Source organism: Mucilaginibacter sediminis (genome assembly GCF_051903035.1).
GTDB lineage: Bacteria > Bacteroidota > Bacteroidia > Sphingobacteriales > Sphingobacteriaceae > Mucilaginibacter.
The window spans coordinates 2,503,216-2,520,296 of the sequence record NZ_CP170602.1 but is presented as its reverse complement, the minus strand read 5'-3'; the positions used below and the strand labels follow the sequence as shown (position 1 = coordinate 2,520,296).

Sequence of the window (17,081 nt, the reverse complement as noted above, 5' to 3'; positions counted from 1 at the left end):
TGCTCTTCAGCTTTTAAAGGTACAGGCGTTCGTTTTCCTGAAACACTTTTATATTCCCTGGATATTTCGGGGAATTTGTGTTTGATAGGGCGCTTGGTTTTGTAACGTCCGTCGTTATGCAGCGTTCGCCCAAATCAATAAACATCAATATATTTGCGCCAAACTAAATACCATGCAGCACATAAAGCAATATGTTGATGAGCACAGGCAACGTTTACTCGACGAATTATTTGCCCTTTTGCGTTTCCCTTCGGTTAGCGCCGACCCCAAATACAAAACAGATGTTTTAAATACTGCCGACCATGTAGCCCAAAAGCTGCGCGACGCAGGTGCCGATAATGTAGAAGTATGCCAAACCGCAGGCTATCCTATTGTTTACGGTGAAAAGATAATTAATGCCGCAAAGCCAACCGTGCTGGTTTACGGGCATTATGATGTGCAACCAGCCGATCCTATCGAGCTATGGCACACGCCACCGTTTGAGCCCACTGTGCGCGACGGCAAAATTTATGCCCGTGGCGCCTGTGATGATAAAGGCCAGTTTTATATGCATGTAAAAGCATTTGAGCTGATGATGCAAACAGATACCTTGCCCTGCAATATTAAGTTTATGATTGAGGGCGAGGAAGAAGTTGGCTCATCAAACTTATCCATATTTGTTAAGGCCAATAAAGAAAAACTAAAAGCCGATGTGGTGCTGATATCGGATACGTCGATGATCAGCATGGAGCATCCATCTTTAGAGACCGGCCTGCGCGGTTTATCGTATGTCGAGGTAGAAGTTACCGGCCCTAACCGCGATTTGCATTCGGGCGTTTATGGTGGAGCGGTGGCTAATCCTATTACTATCCTGAGTAAAATGATTGCCGCTATGCATGATGAAAATAACCATATCACCATCCCGGGCTTTTACGATGAGGTAATTGAACTTACCCCGGCCGAACGTACTGCCCTTAACAACGCACCTTATGATGAGGCTGAGTACAAGAAAGATCTTGATGTTGTTGAACTTTGGGGCGAAAAAGGCTATTCAACATTCGAACGCACCGGTACACGCCCAACTTTAGAGGTTAATGGCATTTGGGGTGGTTACATCGGCGAGGGTGCCAAAACGGTATTGCCATCAAAGGCCCACGCAAAAATATCTATGCGCCTGGTACCTAACCAAACATTTGAGCAGATTACAGAAATGTTTACTAAACATTTCCTGAGTATAGCCCCAGCCAATGTAAAGGTGAAAATAACACCGCATCACGGCGGCGAACCCGTCGTAACGCCAACAGATGGCATTGCCTACAAAGCCGCTCAAAAAGCCATCGCCGAATCATTTGGCAAAGAACCTATACCTACACGCGGCGGCGGTAGTATTCCTATTGTTGCCCTGTTTGAAGCCGAACTTGGCCTTAAAACAGTATTAATGGGCTTTGGTTTGGATAGTGATGCGCTGCACTCACCCAACGAAAAATACGATATCTTCAACTACTATAAAGGGATTGAAACTATCCCGTTGTTCCATAAGTACTTTGCTGAACTAAGCGAAGCTTAGTTTTGGAACAATGATTTTTAAATAAAAGATTCAAGGCCGGCGGATAATTTCGCCGGCCATTTTTATTTTACTACCAGGAAGAAAACAGCTTAAACAGATCAAGACAGCTAATCAAATAAATTATTTTAAGTTTGGCTTAACATCAAAGTAAACCTATAAACCATGACTAAAAAACAAACTAAGCGGGTATTGTTGTCCCTGTTGTTTACCGTTAATAGTTGTTCTGTTTTATTTGCCCAGGAGGCAGTGTTACCCACAGCCTGGACAAAAGCGGCTATGGACGCCCCGGTTCCGTTTCCCGAATATCCGAGGCCGCAATTGCAGCGCAGCGATTGGATGTGTCTTAATGGGCAGTGGGATTACCAGGGCGGAAAAAATGTGCAGGATGCGCTTGCTCCCCAAAAGCCATTGTCATTTGCCGGCGAAGTAAATAAAATCCGCGTTCCTTACTGTCCGGAATCCGTATTATCCGGCATCCAGCGTAAGCAGGAAATTAATATGTGGTACCGCCGCAGTTTTGAGGTGCCAGCCGGTTGGAAAAATAAACAGGTGATCATTCATTTTGATGCAGTAGCCCACCATGCCACCTTATTTGTAAACGGGCACAAAGTGGGAGCACATGCCGGTAGCTATGATGCATTCAGCTTTAATATAACGCCCTTTTTAACAGCGGGCAACAATACTGTGGTTGTGGCGGCGTATGATTTAAATGATGGCCGTGTGCCATCAGGAAAAAGCGGGCCGCGTGGCGATTATACCTTCTGCTCGGGCATTTGGCAAACCGTTTGGCTGGAACCGGTTAACAAAACCTACATTGATAACATCCGTTTACTGCCCGACCTGGCGAATAACCGGCTAAAAGTGCAGGTAAATACACAGGGTGGCGGAAAATTAACCGCTGTGGTACTTGATGGCGGCAAAGTAGTTTCGCAAGCAGAATCAGCCGGCGATACTTACTTTTACCTGCCCATTAAAGCACCTAAACTTTGGTCGCCAGACGATCCTTTTTTATACGATCTGAAGATCAGCCTTAAAAGTGCCGATGGCAGCGTTGCCGACGAAGTGAAAAGCTACTTCGGGATGCGCGATATTAAATTGGGTAAGGTTAACGGCGTTATCCGTCCTTTGGTTAACGGCAAGTTTATCATGCAGCTTGGCTTGCTCGATCAGGGCTATTGGCCCGACGGGATTTTGACGGCACCTACAGATGAGGCGCTTAAATATGATATCAGTTTCGCCAAAAATGCGGGTTTCAACCTTATTCGCAAGCACATGAAAACCGAGCCGCAACGTTTTTATTACTGGGCCGATAAAATGGGCTTGTTTGTTTGGCAGGATATGCCGGCCATCTGGTATCAAAATGAAGATACCCTTAAAACACGCAAGGAATTCCGGAAGGAATTGAAGGCGATTATGGACGATCATTATAATTCGCCATCCATCATTACATGGGTGCCTTTTAATGAAAACTGGGGCGCGTTTGATGTTAAAAATATAACCAATTGGGTTAAGCAGTACGACCCATCCAGGCTGGTTAACGGCAATTCGGGCTTTAATAATAATCCCTCGTATCAAAAAGCCTATGGCGACCCCGGCAATGGCGATTATGTAGATACCCATATCTACGTAGGCCCATACGATGCCTCGGTGCCCGACGACCATCGCGCGGCATCTTTGGGCGAATTTGGCGGCGTCGGCCTGTTTGTTCGCAACCATATGTGGCCGGTAGAAAACAACGCCTATGATTATGAGCCTACAAAAGCACGCCTTACCGATAGGTATGTGTTTTTACTGGATGAAGTGGAACAGCTGATGAAATACAAGGGGCTAAGTGTTGCCATTTATACTCAAACCACCGATGTGGAGCATGAGGTAAATGGCATATTAACCTACGATCGCGCTGTTGAAAAGATGGAGTTAAACAGGGTAAAAGCCGTAAATGAAGCAGTTATTAAGGAGAGTTATAAAATTAAGCCATAACCTGTTTGTCATTGGTCATTACGCTTTGCTTGTCATTAGTCATTGACGCTGCGCTTGTCATTGGTCATAGGTCATTTCGCTGCGCTGTGATTAGTCATTGGTAGATTTATTAAAAAAATTAAAACAATCGTTGCCAATCAAACTTGCCCTTAAATGACCAATGACCAATGACCAATGACCAATGACCAATGACCAATGACCAATGACCAATGACCAATGACCAATGACCAATGACCAATAATAATTGTATTTTTAAAAATTATATAATTATTACTGCTTATGATGGATTGGCTAAAGCGTAACGGGATACATTTTGCCGTTGCGGGTGTTTTTTTAGTGTTGTGCTTTTTATACTTTTCGCCTGCATTTCAGGGCAAAACGTTGGGCCAGGGGGATGTGCTTGGTGCGCAGTCGACCCAAAAAGAGATCTTGGATTACCACGCCCGCGATACTACCATTTTATGGACTAACCAGATCTTCGGCGGTATGCCCGCATACCAGATCTGGGCACCTTACAAGGCTAACATCGCTACACATATTATAGGTGTTATTGGTTATACCGTACCTAACCCGGTTGGTATGGTGCTGGTATTTTTGTTTGGTACCTACTTTTTATTTAATGTGTTAAAGCTTAGCCCCTGGCTGGCGGCTGCCGGTGCCGTGGCCTTTACGTTTACAAGCTATAATTTGATATTGCTGGCGGCCGGCCACACTAACCAGGCTTTTGCCATCGCTTTTTTTGCGCCAATAATAGCCAGTATTATGCTGGCTTTAAGGGGGCGGTATTTGTTGGGTGCATCCTTATTGGCTTTGTTCCTGTCTATCGAAATTAAGGTGAACCACCTGCAAATGACCTACTACCTGATGCTGGCCATTTTGATTTTGGTTGGTATCGAGCTTTATCACGCTATCAAAAATAAAACTACAGCATCTTTCCTCAAATCGTTAGGGTATTTGCTTGCTGCATCGCTATTGGCCTTCGCGGTAAATGCATCAACCCTGTGGAGCACCTATGAATATGGCAAGGATAGTTATCGTGGCAAATCAAATTTAACCACCGCCACCAAAGAGCCGCAAAATGGCCTGGCTAAAGATTATATTTACCAGTACAGCCAGGGTGTGGCCGAGTGCCTTACCTTTTTGGTGCCAAATGCTTCGGGTGGTGCATCCGGGCCGGAATTGTTTGATGAAAGTTCCGAAATGGTTAAGGTACTGACTGATAAAGGCCAGCCAGCCGATCAGGCATTGAGTATTGTTCAACAAATAGCGTCTGTCCGGGGGATGGAAGGTCTGTCCCTTTACTGGGGCGAGAAACGGCCGGGCACCAGCGGTCCCTATTATTTCGGTGCAAGTATTTGTTTCCTGTTTGTATTGGGCCTCATTATAGTAAAAAACCGAATGAAGTGGTGGCTGTTGGGTACAGTGGTATTAACTATGCTGCTTTCATTCGGCGGCAACTGGCCATATGTATCCGATATATTTCTGAAGTACTTTCCGCTATACAATAAGTTCCGTGCGGTCGAATCAATTTTGGCGGTGGCCGGGCTTTGCTTCCCCGTGCTGGCCTTCCTGGCCATACAGGAGGTTATTATTACGGTTGATAAAAAGGTTTTGGTTAAAAAGCTATTGCTTGCCTTGTATATAACCGGTGGGCTGGTGCTGATATTGATCCTGGTGCCCGAATTGCTGCTCAGTTTCAGGCCAAGCGACCAGTTAAGCAGTATCACAAATTTAACTCAGGCTTTAAAAGGCGATGCTGCAACTGCTAACGCGTTGGCCAATGCGGTAGTAAAAGACCGGATTAATCTTGAACGCTCCGACGCCATCCGTTCGCTGGTATTTGTGCTGATTACTTTCGGTATTGTTTGGGCGCTTATAAAGCAAAAACTAAGCCTCACGACAGTATCTATGTTGCTGTTCGCTATCGTACTGGTTGACCTTTGGCAGGTAGATAAACGCTATTTAAAGGATGCCAATTTTACCGATAAACAGGAATCGGCAGTACCGCAAAGACCTGTTGATGTGGAGATAGCTAAAGATCCGGATCCTGATTTTAGGGTATACGACGCCACGGCCGCTATAAAACAAGATGTACAGAACCCGTTTTTTCATAAAACTTTAGGCGGGTACTCGGCTGCACGAATGAAACGATATGATGAGTTGATAGATAATCAATTTACCAGGGGAGCAAATCCGGCTGTATTGAACATGTTAAATGCCAAATATGTCATCGTGCCCGATTCATCTAAACAAGGACAAATGTTATTGCCAAATCCCGAGGCATGCGGTAATGCCTGGTTTATAAAAAGTATAAAATATGTTGATGGCGCAGACGCGGAAATGAAGGCACTTAGCAGCTTCTCGCCAAAAAACGAGGCCGTGGCTGATAAAAGTTATCAAAGCGTTGCCGGCAATTTGCAGGCAGGCGATACTACTTCCGTTATCAAACTGGTAAGCTATAACCCCGACCATATGACATACAAATCGGCGTCAAAAACAGGTGGCGTAGCGGTGTTCTCGGAGATATATTATGACAAAGGCTGGAAGATGCTGATTGATGGGATAGAGAAGCCATACTTCCGTGCCGATTACCTGCTGCGTGCGGCTTCAATCCCGGCAGGTGAACATAAAGTGGAGTTTGTATTTCATCCGGTATCGTATTATGTTGGGGAAGATATTTCGATGGCAGGTTCGGTGTTGTTAGTACTGTTGCTGGGCGGGGCTGTTTTTGGAGATGAGATAAAGGAAATGGTAGGGAAGAAAAGCAAGGACAAATAATTTTGATTTGTTTAGAGATGCCGGTAGTTTGTCTGAACTCGGATTAAGCAGACTTTTCGGATTATTTGGATTTGATTTGGAGGACGAGACAATCAAAAAAATCCCGGTAATCCTCTAATCCGATGAATCGCGGTTCAGAAAAAAAAGCGTTAGGGATTGCAGCGGAAAGCCCGGAGCGAGGGGGTAGGGTGCGATGGCCTGCGAGGACTTGCAGCGTAAAGCCCGCCCGCAGGGAACGCCCAAAAAAGTATCAAGTAGTTAGTATCAAGTAGCAAGATTTTTGATAACCGGGAAAAAAAATTAAAAAGCCAAAACAATAGCATTGATATCGAATTCCACTTATGAACCATGAACCATGAACCATGAACCATGAACCATGAACAAATTTTATTATCTTCACGGATCACCATATACACTGTCATGAAGAAAACCCTTACCCTTGGCTTATTGGCGCTGTCGTCGGCAAGTTTCGCGCAGCAAAAAACATTAATTGGCTTTACGCCGGCATCGTCGGCAAAACAACTGGAAACCGAAAAAACGTTTGATGCAGGTTTAAGTCCGCAACGCATTGGCGAAACCATTAAAACACTTTCGGCATTTCCGCATAATATTGGTTCGCCAGGCAGCAAGGCTGTGGCCGAAAAGATATTGGCCATGTACAAAAGCTACGGGCTGGATGCGCATATAGAAACCTATACGGTACTTTTCCCAACGCCTAAAACGCGGGTACTTGAGCTTACTGCACCAACAACTTATACATCTGTGTTAAAAGAACAGGCCGTGCCGGAAGATGCCACATCCGGCCAGCCCAATCAGCTGCCAACTTACAACGCCTGGAGTGCCGATGGCGATGTTAGCGGTCCGCTGGTATTTGTAAACTATGGTTTGCCCGATGATTATATTAAACTGGCCGCCATGGGCATTGATGTTAAAGGTAAAATTGTAATTGCGAAATATGGCCGCTCATGGCGTGGCATAAAGCCCAAAGTAGCCTATGAGCACGGGGCTATAGGCTGCATTATTTACTCTGACCCTGCGGATGATGGCTACTCTGCCGGCGATGTATACCCCAAAGGAGCGTACAAAAATGAATTTGGCGTACAGCGCGGCTCGGTAATGGACATGGTGATTTACCCCGGCGATCCGCTTACGCCGGGCGTTGGCGCAACTAAAGACGCTAAGCGTTTAGATAGAAAGGATGCAACCACGATATTAAAAATACCAGTGCTACCTATCAGCTATCACGATGCACAGCCCTTGTTGGCCGCGCTTGATGGGCCTGTGGCGCCTGCCGGATGGGCTGGCTCGCTGCCTATAACTTACCACATCGGCGGCGGCAAGGCCGTGGTACATTTAAAAATGGAGTTTAACTGGGATATGGTGCCCGCCTATGATGTAATTGCCAAAATAAAAGGATCAACTTATCCCGATGAGTGGGTAATGCGTGGAAATCACCACGATGCCTGGGTAAACGGCGCCAACGACCCTATAAGCGGACAAGCAGCCATGATTGAGGAAGCCAAAGCACTTGGCGATCTGCTAAAAACCGGCTGGAAACCCAAACGCAGCATCATTTACTGCTCGTGGGACGGCGAAGAACCCGGCCTAATAGGTTCGACAGAGTATGCCGAGGCACATGATAAAGAATTGCAGCAGAAAACGGTGGTATATATCAACTCGGATAGTAACGGCCGCGGTTTTTTGGGTGCAGGCGGTTCGCAGGCGCTGGAAAGTTTTATTGACGAGGTAACGAATGGCGTAACCGACCCACAAACCAAAGTAAGTGTGTTCGATAGGAAAAAGGCGATGCAACTGGTAAATGCCAAATCAACCGGCGACAAGAAAGAGATATTGGAGCGTAAAGGCGAAAAGCTGGAAGCGCTGGGTTCAGGATCTGATTTTTCTTCATTCCTGCAGCATTTGGGTATCCCTACGCTTGATTTTGGTTTTGGCGGCGAAGACGGCGGTGGCGAATATCATTCCATTTATGATTCGTTTGATGATTACAAACGTTTTAAAGATCCTGATTTTGCTTACGGCGTTGCCCTGGCCCAAACTGCGGGCCACTCGGTATTGCGCATGGCCGATGCCGAAGTATTGCCATTTGATTTCAGGAGCCTGCAAGCTACCATTGCCAAATATGCTACCGAGCTAACCAAGCTTGCAGATGATACCCGTGAAGCCACCAAAATTGATAACCAGCTTATAAAAGCTAACGATTACACGCTGGCTGCCGACCCAACCCGCCTGTACAAAGCGCCTGTTGCTAAAGATACCGTACCCCCAATTGATTTTAAACCACTAACCGGCGCCCTGGATTCGTTAAAGAAAAGCGCCGATAAACTGGCCACCTACTGGAGCGCCGCCGCCCTAAAAGATGGCGACCACGATAAACTAAACAAACTCCTGTACCAGGCCGAGCAGCAATTGCTTGCCGCCGAAGGGTTGCCTCGTCGTGGCTGGTACAAACACACTATTTACGCACCGGGCTTTTATACCGGCTATGGTGTTAAAACCATCCCCGGCATCCGCGAAGCAATTGAGCAACGCAATTGGGACGAAGTAAAGGAGCAGATAGGGGTGGTTGCAGGCAGAATAAATGCATTGGCGGGATATTTGGCGATGGGGGTGAAGTAGGGCAGCGATATAAATATTTTAGAACTACCAGGCTGATAATATGGGCCGTGCCTGCGGCACTTATGCTTGTTTGTATTTATGTACCCCGGGTTGAAACCCGGGGCTACAAAATGTTTCGGGCCGATGGCCCTTAGCTGCATTTGACCAGAGCAGATATGGCTAAACATAATACAGAGGCGTAGCCTCGATCAATTTTGTAGCCACGGGTTTCAACCCGTGGTATAAAAATAAATGAAGAGTGAGAGCCGTAGGCTCGGTACATATAAAATAAATAGTAAACATCAATTGCCCCGATAAAATGGCAAACACTTATCATCAAATCTACATTCAAACAATTTTTGCCGTTAAATACAGAGACGCGGTGATTGAAAAAAAAATGGAGCGCCGAACTGTTTGTTGTAATAGGCAATCTAATCAATGAAAACAATTGCAAAATCATTATTGTAAATGGTGTGGAAGATCATGTACATTGTTTTATCGGCTTGAAACCTATTGTTTCAGTTTCGGATCTAATGCAAACAGTAAAAGCAAAATCATCAAAATATATTAATGATCATTCGTTAATCCCTAAGCGTTTTGAATGGCAGGACGGTTTTGGCGTATTTTCCTATAGCCAATCGCAGGTTGATAAGGTTTATAAATATATCCAAAACCAGGAAGAGCATCATAAAAAACAAACATTCAGGGAAGAATATCTTGACTTTTTAAAAAAGTTTAAAGTAGCTTATGATGATCGGTATGTTTTTCAGGATTTGATGTAAGTATTTACCGCTATATTTTGATGCAAAATGTAATCGGTATAACTCTCCTGCTATTTTATTTTCCTGCAATGTGCGAAGAAACAAAGCGATTTTTTGATTGGTGCGAAAAATCCGTAAGCGAAATCATATAAACAGCCAATGTAGTGGGAATAGCGCAATATCATTGATCATAAAATTTAAAACCCCGATTGCTATGTTTAACAGCCAGGGAAAGATCAATTCAAAAACTTATTGATGGTTTTTACCAGTTTGTTAATATCGAAGGGTTTCGGTATAAAAGCGTCGTAACCAAAGTTTGCCAGTGATATGGCCATTTCATGATATGCGGATATTAATACCACGGGGATATGGGCGGTTTCTTTGTTTTTTTTGATCAGGATGCAAATTTGGCCGCCGTTTAACCCAGGCAACATATAATCGGTTAAAACCAGGTCGGGCGAGAAGTTTTTTATCGACCCGATAATATCATCGGTACGATTGATGCCGCTGACCGAAAAATTATTGAAATTTAAAACGGTTGTAAGCACGGCAAGAATGTCGTCATCATCTTCGATGATCAAAATATTTTTAGCCATGTGAATATTATATATGCTATATTAAATTCACGAATTGGCAAAAATGTTTTTTATTTTTTCAAAATTTAACGGCTTATTTATAAAGTCGATTACAAGAGGATTCTCTTTCGACCTGGTTACATCGTCGATGCTTACAGACGAAGTGAGTATATAGATTTTGCTTTTCTTTAACGAGTCAATTTTTAACCTGTCAAATTCGGCCAAAAATTGCCACCCGTCCATTACCGGCATAGCCAGATCCAGAAAAATAAAATCCGGAAGCTGCCCGGGGTTGTTTTCATTAATTTTGCTGAGCTCGTCTATTGCACTTTTGCCATTTTGGAAAGAGTCAATATGAGGATCCATCAGCACCTTTTTCATCAATGCTTTTACGATAACGCAATCCAACTCTTCGTCATCTATGACAAGAATGCTCACACCCGAATCAATAATTCCCATCAGCCGATAAACTATTAAACAACATTAATATTCCAATATGTTGTATATACGGGAATGAATTTATTTTGTTACAACTTTTAATTAAAACGGGTACATAAAAAATGGCGATGTGTTTTAACTCATCGCCATTTTTTATGCTACAAATCACTAATTCACTAAATCAGTAACTCAATAATTAAAATCACTCCCCGTAATACACATTGTTTTTCAAATCAACATCGGGTAATTCGTGTTCCGGGTCAATCACCATTGATTTAATTTTTGATGTTGATGGATATTTAAACGTCCATACTCCGCCGCGCTGCCAAACGTTTACCGGCAGGTGCAGGGTTTCAACCTTGCCGTTGGCCTGGGTAATTTTCAGGTCGACAGGCATGGCCATTTTTTCGTTGTTGGTAATGGTGATCAGCGACCCGTTTGCAGCGTTATCGTCAATATATTTAACGCCGGTAATGGCCTGGTCAATTTTCCAGGTAGTAGTAAACCAACCTTTCCAAAACCAGTTCAGGTCTTCGCCGCTGGCATCGTTCATCGCGCGGAATAAATCATACGGCAACGGGTGTTTAAATGCCCAGTTTTTAATGTACTCGTGAAATGCATAGTCGAAGCGCTCGGGACCTAAAACCACGTTGCGCAAAATATCCATACCCAAAGCGGTTTTGACGTAATATTGGCCATAGTCATTCAGGCCTATGGCTTCGGGCGCTGTCATCAGCGGATCTTTACTGTTGCGGTACATGCCTAAAATGCGTTGCGCCTGTTTGCTGGTATCGTTATACTCGCCTTTGTTAAACTGTTGCGAGGCATATTCATTAATAAAAGTGTTGAAGCCCTCATCCATCCACATGTATTTACGCTCGTTTGAGCCTACTATCATCGGGAACCAGTTGTGGCCAATTTCATGGGTAACATCGCCCCACAGCTGGCCTTTTTTAAGGCCGCCAAGGCAAAATATAGCACCAGGGTATTCCATGCCAAGGGCAACGCCAGATACGTTCACAGCCGAGTTCCATGGGTATTCAAAATAAGCTTTTGAATAAATTTCCATGCTGTTTTTCAGGTACTCGGTTGAACGACCCCAGCTATCAACGCCGGCGCTCTCAACAGGGTAGGCCGACATTGCAATACCCTTACGGCCCGATGGGAAATTAACTCTTGCAGCATCCCATATAAAAGCATTTGATGCGCCAAAGGCCACATCGCGGCTATTCAGCATTTTATAGTGCCAGGTAAGGCTGCCTTTAAACGGACGGGTCGACGATTTGCCAACTTCATTCTGTTTAATAAGCATTACTGTTTTATCGCTGCTTTTGGCTTCGGCCATGCGGCTCAACTGTGCAGGCGACAATACTTCTTCGGGGTTTTGCAAATCGCCACTGCCTACAACCACCATATTGGCGGGGGCGGTTATGTAATAGTCAAAATCGCCGTATTCGCAATAAAATTCGCCAAGGCCCATGTAGGGCAGGGTGTTCCAGCCTTCAACATCATCATAAACGCACATGCGGGGGTACCATTGGGCAATTTCGTAAACATAACCTTGTTTAAACTTTTTGCGGCCCATGCGGTCGGCACCATAAAAAGGGATAGCAAAATCGTAATTGATTTTTACGCTTATTTTTTCGCCTTTACCTTCCATTGGGGCATTCAGGCGCAGTTGCATACGGGCATCGGTTACAACCGGGGTAACTTTATAAGTTTCGCCTTTGTAGGTGACCTCAACCGAGCCTATGTGGTAACCGCCACGACTAAAGCCACGCACATCAAAGCGGTCGCCGGTGTAGGGGGTTACCGCTGCGCCGCGCGAGTCGGGTTTAAATAAATTCTGGTCAAGTTGCAGCCACAGGTAGTCTAATTGGTCGGGGCTGTTGTTGGTATAGGTGATGGTAACTTCGCCGGTAATGGTGGTGTCTTTACCTTCGTTCAGGGCGGCTTTAATCTGGTAGTCGGCACGGTTTTGCCAATAAGTTGGCGATGGTTTGCCGGCATTTGAGCGGGTGCCCTGCCCGGTTACCGGCCAGGTAATGGGGCCAAATGATTCCTGGTGATTATACTTAACAGAGTCGGTTTGTGCCGATGCCGTATTTGCAATTGCAAACAAGCCAACAGCACATAAAATGTTGATCAGTTTTAAATAACGCATTTTGTCAGTCAATAATAAAAACCGCAAATAAAGCGAAATAAATTGTGAAGTTGGTAATTTGGAAGCTTAAGTAAGTGGAATTAAATGGGTTTAACATAATTGGGGTACTATGTAATACCAACAAACTGTGTGTACCCACTGGGAATGAAACACCCTGAAACACCATGAGACGGGGTGGTACAGGGTGGTACGGCCTGAAACACCCTGGTACGGGGTGGTACACTTGGTAAGTACTTAGTCAAAATGGAGATCGGTTAGTTTGAAATAATAATCGATAAAGTACATTTGTGTAAAGCAACAGCATATGAGCAATCAGTCGACGATAAATAAGAAGGCAGGTAATGACGCTTTAATTGCGAAGCCTTTACGAAAAAAAGCCATATTGAATTTAGTAAAAATCCGTGCAAAAGAGATTGATGCATCAAGACCTTCGGTTTATAAATATTTGTTACCGTAGGTTTTAAATACAAACCGCATATAGGAGCCTGTAGCGCAGCTATTTTAGGAAATGATACAACCAGCGAGGTTTATGAAAGGTTTATCGATCTGTATAATTGGGGAGAAAAGGCAAATGAAATTGCAGCGATCGTTTTAGATGAACAGGCAGAGAATATCATTTATGACAAAACCAATGTTTGGTTTGGGCTTGCTCTGGCTTGTTGGGAGTGTAAAGTATTAACACCCGAAATTTATGATGTTGTAAAAGATATCATTGAAACAGGAGAGGACATGAAGGCTTGCCGCGAACTTGATGCAAGCGAACAGTTTTTAAAAGAAAGACAAAAGAATTTAGATAAGTTTTTAAATAAAATATCTACAGAAAAAACCAAAGCCCGGTTAGTCAAAAAGCAACCCCAGGAGTTCCCGTCTATTTATTCACCCGGAACTTGTTTGGTTTACAAAAATAGCGCGGGCAATTATATTGGTATTTATATTAAAGAGTCCGAACATTTCAGGTATAAGGGAGAGATAATGTTTTGCTTTCTCGACTTTGAGACGCGTGAGATGCCCGACTTGCAGACGTTTAAGGAAAGCCGATTGTATGGGCTTGATGCATTAAGCAGCGAATGGAAAACGGCTATTTATCGTGGAAATGTTATGGGTATTATTTATGAAAAGGATACCCGGGTTTTGTTTTTCGATGCGCTTGATAAATGGTTTAAAATTGCAGGTGCCCTTAAATCCGCTGATAACAGTAAATGGATATTTAATTACGGTGGTGGGTATATGAATAAAAACTATGCCGATAATTTTATAGACATGATAGAGAAGGCACGGTTAACGACCAAAGAGAAATTTTCCGTTTCCGATATTACTTTAGCGGAACTTTTGGACAAAGTTTAATCAAAGTAGTTTCAATTAACCACACCTTCCCCCAAAACTTTTCCAAATAATCCCGCTTTAACCTACAGGTACAATTATATTCGCACATTGCATTGATAACGCAATACCATCTGCTATGAATAAACTTGCAAATTCCACCTCTCCATATCTATTACAGCATGCCAACAACCCTGTAAACTGGTACCCCTGGGGTAAAGAAGCCCTGGATAAGGCCAAAGCCGAGAATAAACTGATATTGGTAAGCATTGGCTACTCGGCCTGCCACTGGTGCCACGTAATGGAGCACGAAAGCTTTGAGGACGCAGCCGTGGCCGCCGTAATGAACGAGTATTTTGTTTGTATTAAGGTTGATAGGGAAGAGCGGCCCGATGTTGACCAGATTTACATGAGCGCCGTGCAACTCATGAGCGGCCGCGGCGGCTGGCCGTTAAACTGTATTTGCCTGCCCGATCAGCGGCCAATTTATGGCGGTACCTACTTCCGTAAAAACGACTGGACATCGCTGCTGTTTAACCTGGCCGATTTTTATAAACAAAAACCGGAGGAAGCAGAGGAGTACGCCGTTCGCCTGACAGATGGGATCCAAAAATATGAATCGATCCAATTTATAGCCGATCAGCCGGACTACACAAAGGACGACCTGAAAGTTATCGGCGATAACTGGAAGCGATATTTTGACAGGCAGGAGGGAGGTACAGGCAATGCGCCCAAATTCCCGATGCCCAATAACTGGCAATTGCTGATGCGATATGCGCATTTGACCAACGACGACGAAATTGCCAAACAAGTAAAATTAACCTTGCATAAAATGGCTTTCGGCGGTATCTACGATCATATAGGCGGCGGCTTTGCCCGCTACTCGGTTGATGGCCGCTGGCATGTGCCGCATTTTGAAAAAATGCTTTATGACAATGCCCAGCTCATAACCCTGTACTCCGAAGCCTACACCTGGCAGCCAGATGAATTGTATAAAACAGTGGTTGATGAGATCATCCATTTTGCCACAACCGAATTGGCATCACCGGATTTGGGTTTTTACTCGGCTCTTGATGCCGATAGCGAGGGGGTAGAGGGTAAATTCTATATTTTTACTAAAACCGAAATTGAAACCATTTTAGGCGACGATGCCGACCTGTTTTGCATTTACTACCATATTACCCAAGACGGCAACTGGGAAGAAGAACACTCCAACGTGCTCTTCAGAAAAGAAACGGACGGGCAACTGGCCGAAAAGCTGGGCTTAGGGGTGGATGATTTGTTATTACAAGTAAAAGCATCCCGCAAAAAGGTGTTTGAAGCCCGCCGCCACCGTATCAGGCCAGGTTTGGATAACAAGATACTGGCATCATGGAATGGTTTGATGCTGAAAGGCCTGTGCGAAGCTTACCGGTCTTTCGCTGAACCGAAATACCTGGAAATGGCTTTGAAGAACGCCGATTTTATCATGAATAATCTTATAGGTCAAAATGGCAGGCTATCGCGGGTTTACGGCAGCCCGGTAATTGAAGGTATCCCTGTAGCGTTTTTGGACGATTATGCCAACATCATTGATGGCCTTATAGCCCTGTACGAAGTTACCTTTAATGAATACTGGGTGCAGCAGGCAAAAGCCCTTGCCGATACTGCAATGGCTCATTATTACGATGAAGCTCATGGTATTTTCTTTTACACCGCCGATGATGATGAGCAATTGATAGCCCGCAAATCTGAAATTATGGACGGGGTTACGCCGGCCAGTAACTCGGCAATGGCACGCAACCTTAAAAAATTGGGCCTGCTTTTTGATAATGAAAATTATGCAGCGGTTTCGGCACAGCTGTTACGCAACATTATGCCACAGTTGGCAAAGTATGGTACGGCTTATTCAAACTGGACTATGTTATTGCTTGATGAAGTGTATGGTATTTATGAAGTTGCCGTAACCGGTCCCGAAGCCGAAACTGTAAGAAAGGAACTTGAAAATAATTACATACCCAATAAAATTATATTGGGAGGTACAAAAGGAAGTTTACCTTTGTTACAGGATAAGTTTGGTAAATCAACACAAATTTTTGTTTGTATAGATAAAACCTGCGGATTACCTGCTAATAACACGGCCGATGCACTAAAACAAATGCAGGCCTGATTGCTTATTTATAAAAACAGTAACAATGAAGATTGAACCACAGCACGTAGTGTCATTAACTTACGATTTGTATGTTGACCAGGATGGTACCGAAACTTTAACAGAAAGTGCCACACAAGAACAACCTTTAACTTTTTTGTTTGGTGCCGGCCAGATGCTGCCCAAATTTGAAGAAAACTTAAGCAGCCTTTCAACAGGTGATACTTATGAATTCCGTTTAACTGCAGGCGATGCTTATGGCGAATATGATGAGGAAGCCGTAGCCAACCTGCCTAAAGAAATGTTCCAGGGAGCAGAACTTCCCGAAGTTGGCACTATTTTGCCTTTACAGGATAACAATGGCAACCGTTTCCAGGCCCAGGTAGTATCAATAGCCGAAGACGCGGTAATTGTTGATCTTAACCACCCTATGGCCGGCCAGGAACTGCACTTTAAAGGCAGCATCCTGAACGTACGCCCGGCTACGCCAGAAGAATTATCACACGGCCACGCGCATGGCCCGGATGGCCATCACGCTCACTAATTTTATTGATCGTAAAATATTTGAAAGCCCGTTATGTGAATAGCGGGCTTTTTTTGTGCCCTGTAGTTATGCATGTGTGCGGCATAACTGTTTTTTTATTCAGTTAATTCTTTAATTCTGGAAATTCTGGTTCAGACAATTCACGTTAGCGATTGCAGCGGATACCGGCCCAGCGCTTAATGCCTGTGCAGTATAAGCGTAAAGCGCGGCCGCAGGCAACGCCCGGATTAA

General features: G+C 44.3%; 11 protein-coding genes. 8 read left to right on the top strand and 3 right to left on the bottom strand.

What is annotated here, in order from left to right; all coding sequences use genetic code 11:
- The first annotated feature begins 172 nt into the window (after nt 1-172).
- The 5 genes from ACFGVS_RS09800 (at nt 173) to tnpA (ending at nt 9,702) form a co-directional block, all read left to right on the top strand.
- Nucleotides 173-1,546, top strand: coding sequence for a dipeptidase (locus tag ACFGVS_RS09800; protein ID WP_439698467.1), 1,374 nt, complete (start codon nt 173-175; stop codon nt 1,544-1,546).
- Between the two features lie 162 nt (nt 1,547-1,708).
- Nucleotides 1,709-3,526, top strand: coding sequence for a glycoside hydrolase family 2 protein (locus ACFGVS_RS09795; RefSeq protein ID WP_439698466.1), 1,818 nt, complete (start codon nt 1,709-1,711; stop codon nt 3,524-3,526).
- A 279-nt stretch (nt 3,527-3,805) separates the two neighbouring features.
- Nucleotides 3,806-6,304, top strand: coding sequence for a hypothetical protein (locus tag ACFGVS_RS09790; RefSeq protein WP_439698465.1), 2,499 nt, complete (start codon nt 3,806-3,808; stop codon nt 6,302-6,304).
- A gap of 420 nt (nt 6,305-6,724) precedes the next feature.
- Complete coding sequence (locus tag ACFGVS_RS09785; RefSeq protein WP_439698464.1) at nt 6,725-8,941, top strand: transferrin receptor-like dimerization domain-containing protein; 2,217 nt, start codon at nt 6,725-6,727, stop codon at nt 8,939-8,941.
- Nucleotides 8,942-9,306: 365 nt separating this feature from the next.
- Complete coding sequence (gene tnpA, locus ACFGVS_RS09780; protein WP_439698463.1) at nt 9,307-9,702, top strand: IS200/IS605 family transposase; 396 nt, start codon at nt 9,307-9,309, stop codon at nt 9,700-9,702.
- A 215-nt stretch (nt 9,703-9,917) separates the two neighbouring features.
- Here the strand turns inward: tnpA and ACFGVS_RS09775 are convergent, their stop codons facing one another.
- The 3 genes from ACFGVS_RS09775 to ACFGVS_RS09765 form a co-directional block, all read right to left on the bottom strand.
- Nucleotides 9,918-10,277 carry a response regulator gene (locus ACFGVS_RS09775; protein WP_090649313.1) on the bottom strand — a complete coding sequence of 120 codons (360 nt, stop codon included), beginning with the start codon at nt 10,275-10,277 and terminating at the stop codon, nt 9,918-9,920.
- Between the two features lie 27 nt (nt 10,278-10,304).
- Complete coding sequence (locus ACFGVS_RS09770; RefSeq protein ID WP_090649316.1) at nt 10,305-10,715, bottom strand: response regulator; 411 nt, start codon at nt 10,713-10,715, stop codon at nt 10,305-10,307.
- A 181-nt stretch (nt 10,716-10,896) separates the two neighbouring features.
- Nucleotides 10,897-12,858 (bottom strand): M1 family metallopeptidase, encoded by a 1,962-nt coding sequence (locus tag ACFGVS_RS09765; RefSeq protein WP_439698462.1) that lies wholly within the window; start codon nt 12,856-12,858, stop codon nt 10,897-10,899.
- A 729-nt stretch (nt 12,859-13,587) separates the two neighbouring features.
- On the opposite strand from ACFGVS_RS09765, the gene ACFGVS_RS09760 reads away from it, so the two are divergent.
- From ACFGVS_RS09760 to ACFGVS_RS09750, 3 genes are all read left to right on the top strand, one after another.
- Nucleotides 13,588-14,202 (top strand): hypothetical protein, encoded by a 615-nt coding sequence (locus ACFGVS_RS09760; RefSeq protein ID WP_439698461.1) that lies wholly within the window; start codon nt 13,588-13,590, stop codon nt 14,200-14,202.
- 115 nt (nt 14,203-14,317) lie between these two features.
- Nucleotides 14,318-16,327 carry a thioredoxin domain-containing protein gene (locus ACFGVS_RS09755; protein ID WP_439698460.1) on the top strand — a complete coding sequence of 670 codons (2,010 nt, stop codon included), beginning with the start codon at nt 14,318-14,320 and terminating at the stop codon, nt 16,325-16,327.
- A 25-nt stretch (nt 16,328-16,352) separates the two neighbouring features.
- Nucleotides 16,353-16,850 (top strand): FKBP-type peptidyl-prolyl cis-trans isomerase, encoded by a 498-nt coding sequence (locus ACFGVS_RS09750; RefSeq protein ID WP_274212623.1) that lies wholly within the window; start codon nt 16,353-16,355, stop codon nt 16,848-16,850.
- Nucleotides 16,851-17,081: the final 231 nt, after the last annotated feature.

What these genes read in the sequence shown, in the direction of transcription:
- ACFGVS_RS09800 (WP_439698467.1), top strand. Translation starts at nt 173, where the DNA reads ATGCAGCACATAAAGCAATATGTTGATGAGCACAGGCAACGTTTACTC.
- ACFGVS_RS09795 (WP_439698466.1), top strand. Translation starts at nt 1,709, where the DNA reads ATGACTAAAAAACAAACTAAGCGGGTATTGTTGTCCCTGTTGTTTACC.
- ACFGVS_RS09790 (WP_439698465.1), top strand. Translation starts at nt 3,806, where the DNA reads ATGATGGATTGGCTAAAGCGTAACGGGATACATTTTGCCGTTGCGGGT.
- ACFGVS_RS09785 (WP_439698464.1), top strand. Translation starts at nt 6,725, where the DNA reads ATGAAGAAAACCCTTACCCTTGGCTTATTGGCGCTGTCGTCGGCAAGT.
- ACFGVS_RS09775 (WP_090649313.1), bottom strand. Translation starts at nt 10,277, where the DNA reads ATGGCTAAAAATATTTTGATCATCGAAGATGATGACGACATTCTTGCC.
- ACFGVS_RS09770 (WP_090649316.1), bottom strand. Translation starts at nt 10,715, where the DNA reads ATGGGAATTATTGATTCGGGTGTGAGCATTCTTGTCATAGATGACGAA.
- ACFGVS_RS09765 (WP_439698462.1), bottom strand. Translation starts at nt 12,858, where the DNA reads ATGCGTTATTTAAAACTGATCAACATTTTATGTGCTGTTGGCTTGTTT.
- ACFGVS_RS09760 (WP_439698461.1), top strand. Translation starts at nt 13,588, where the DNA reads ATGAAGGCTTGCCGCGAACTTGATGCAAGCGAACAGTTTTTAAAAGAA.
- ACFGVS_RS09755 (WP_439698460.1), top strand. Translation starts at nt 14,318, where the DNA reads ATGAATAAACTTGCAAATTCCACCTCTCCATATCTATTACAGCATGCC.
- ACFGVS_RS09750 (WP_274212623.1), top strand. Translation starts at nt 16,353, where the DNA reads ATGAAGATTGAACCACAGCACGTAGTGTCATTAACTTACGATTTGTAT.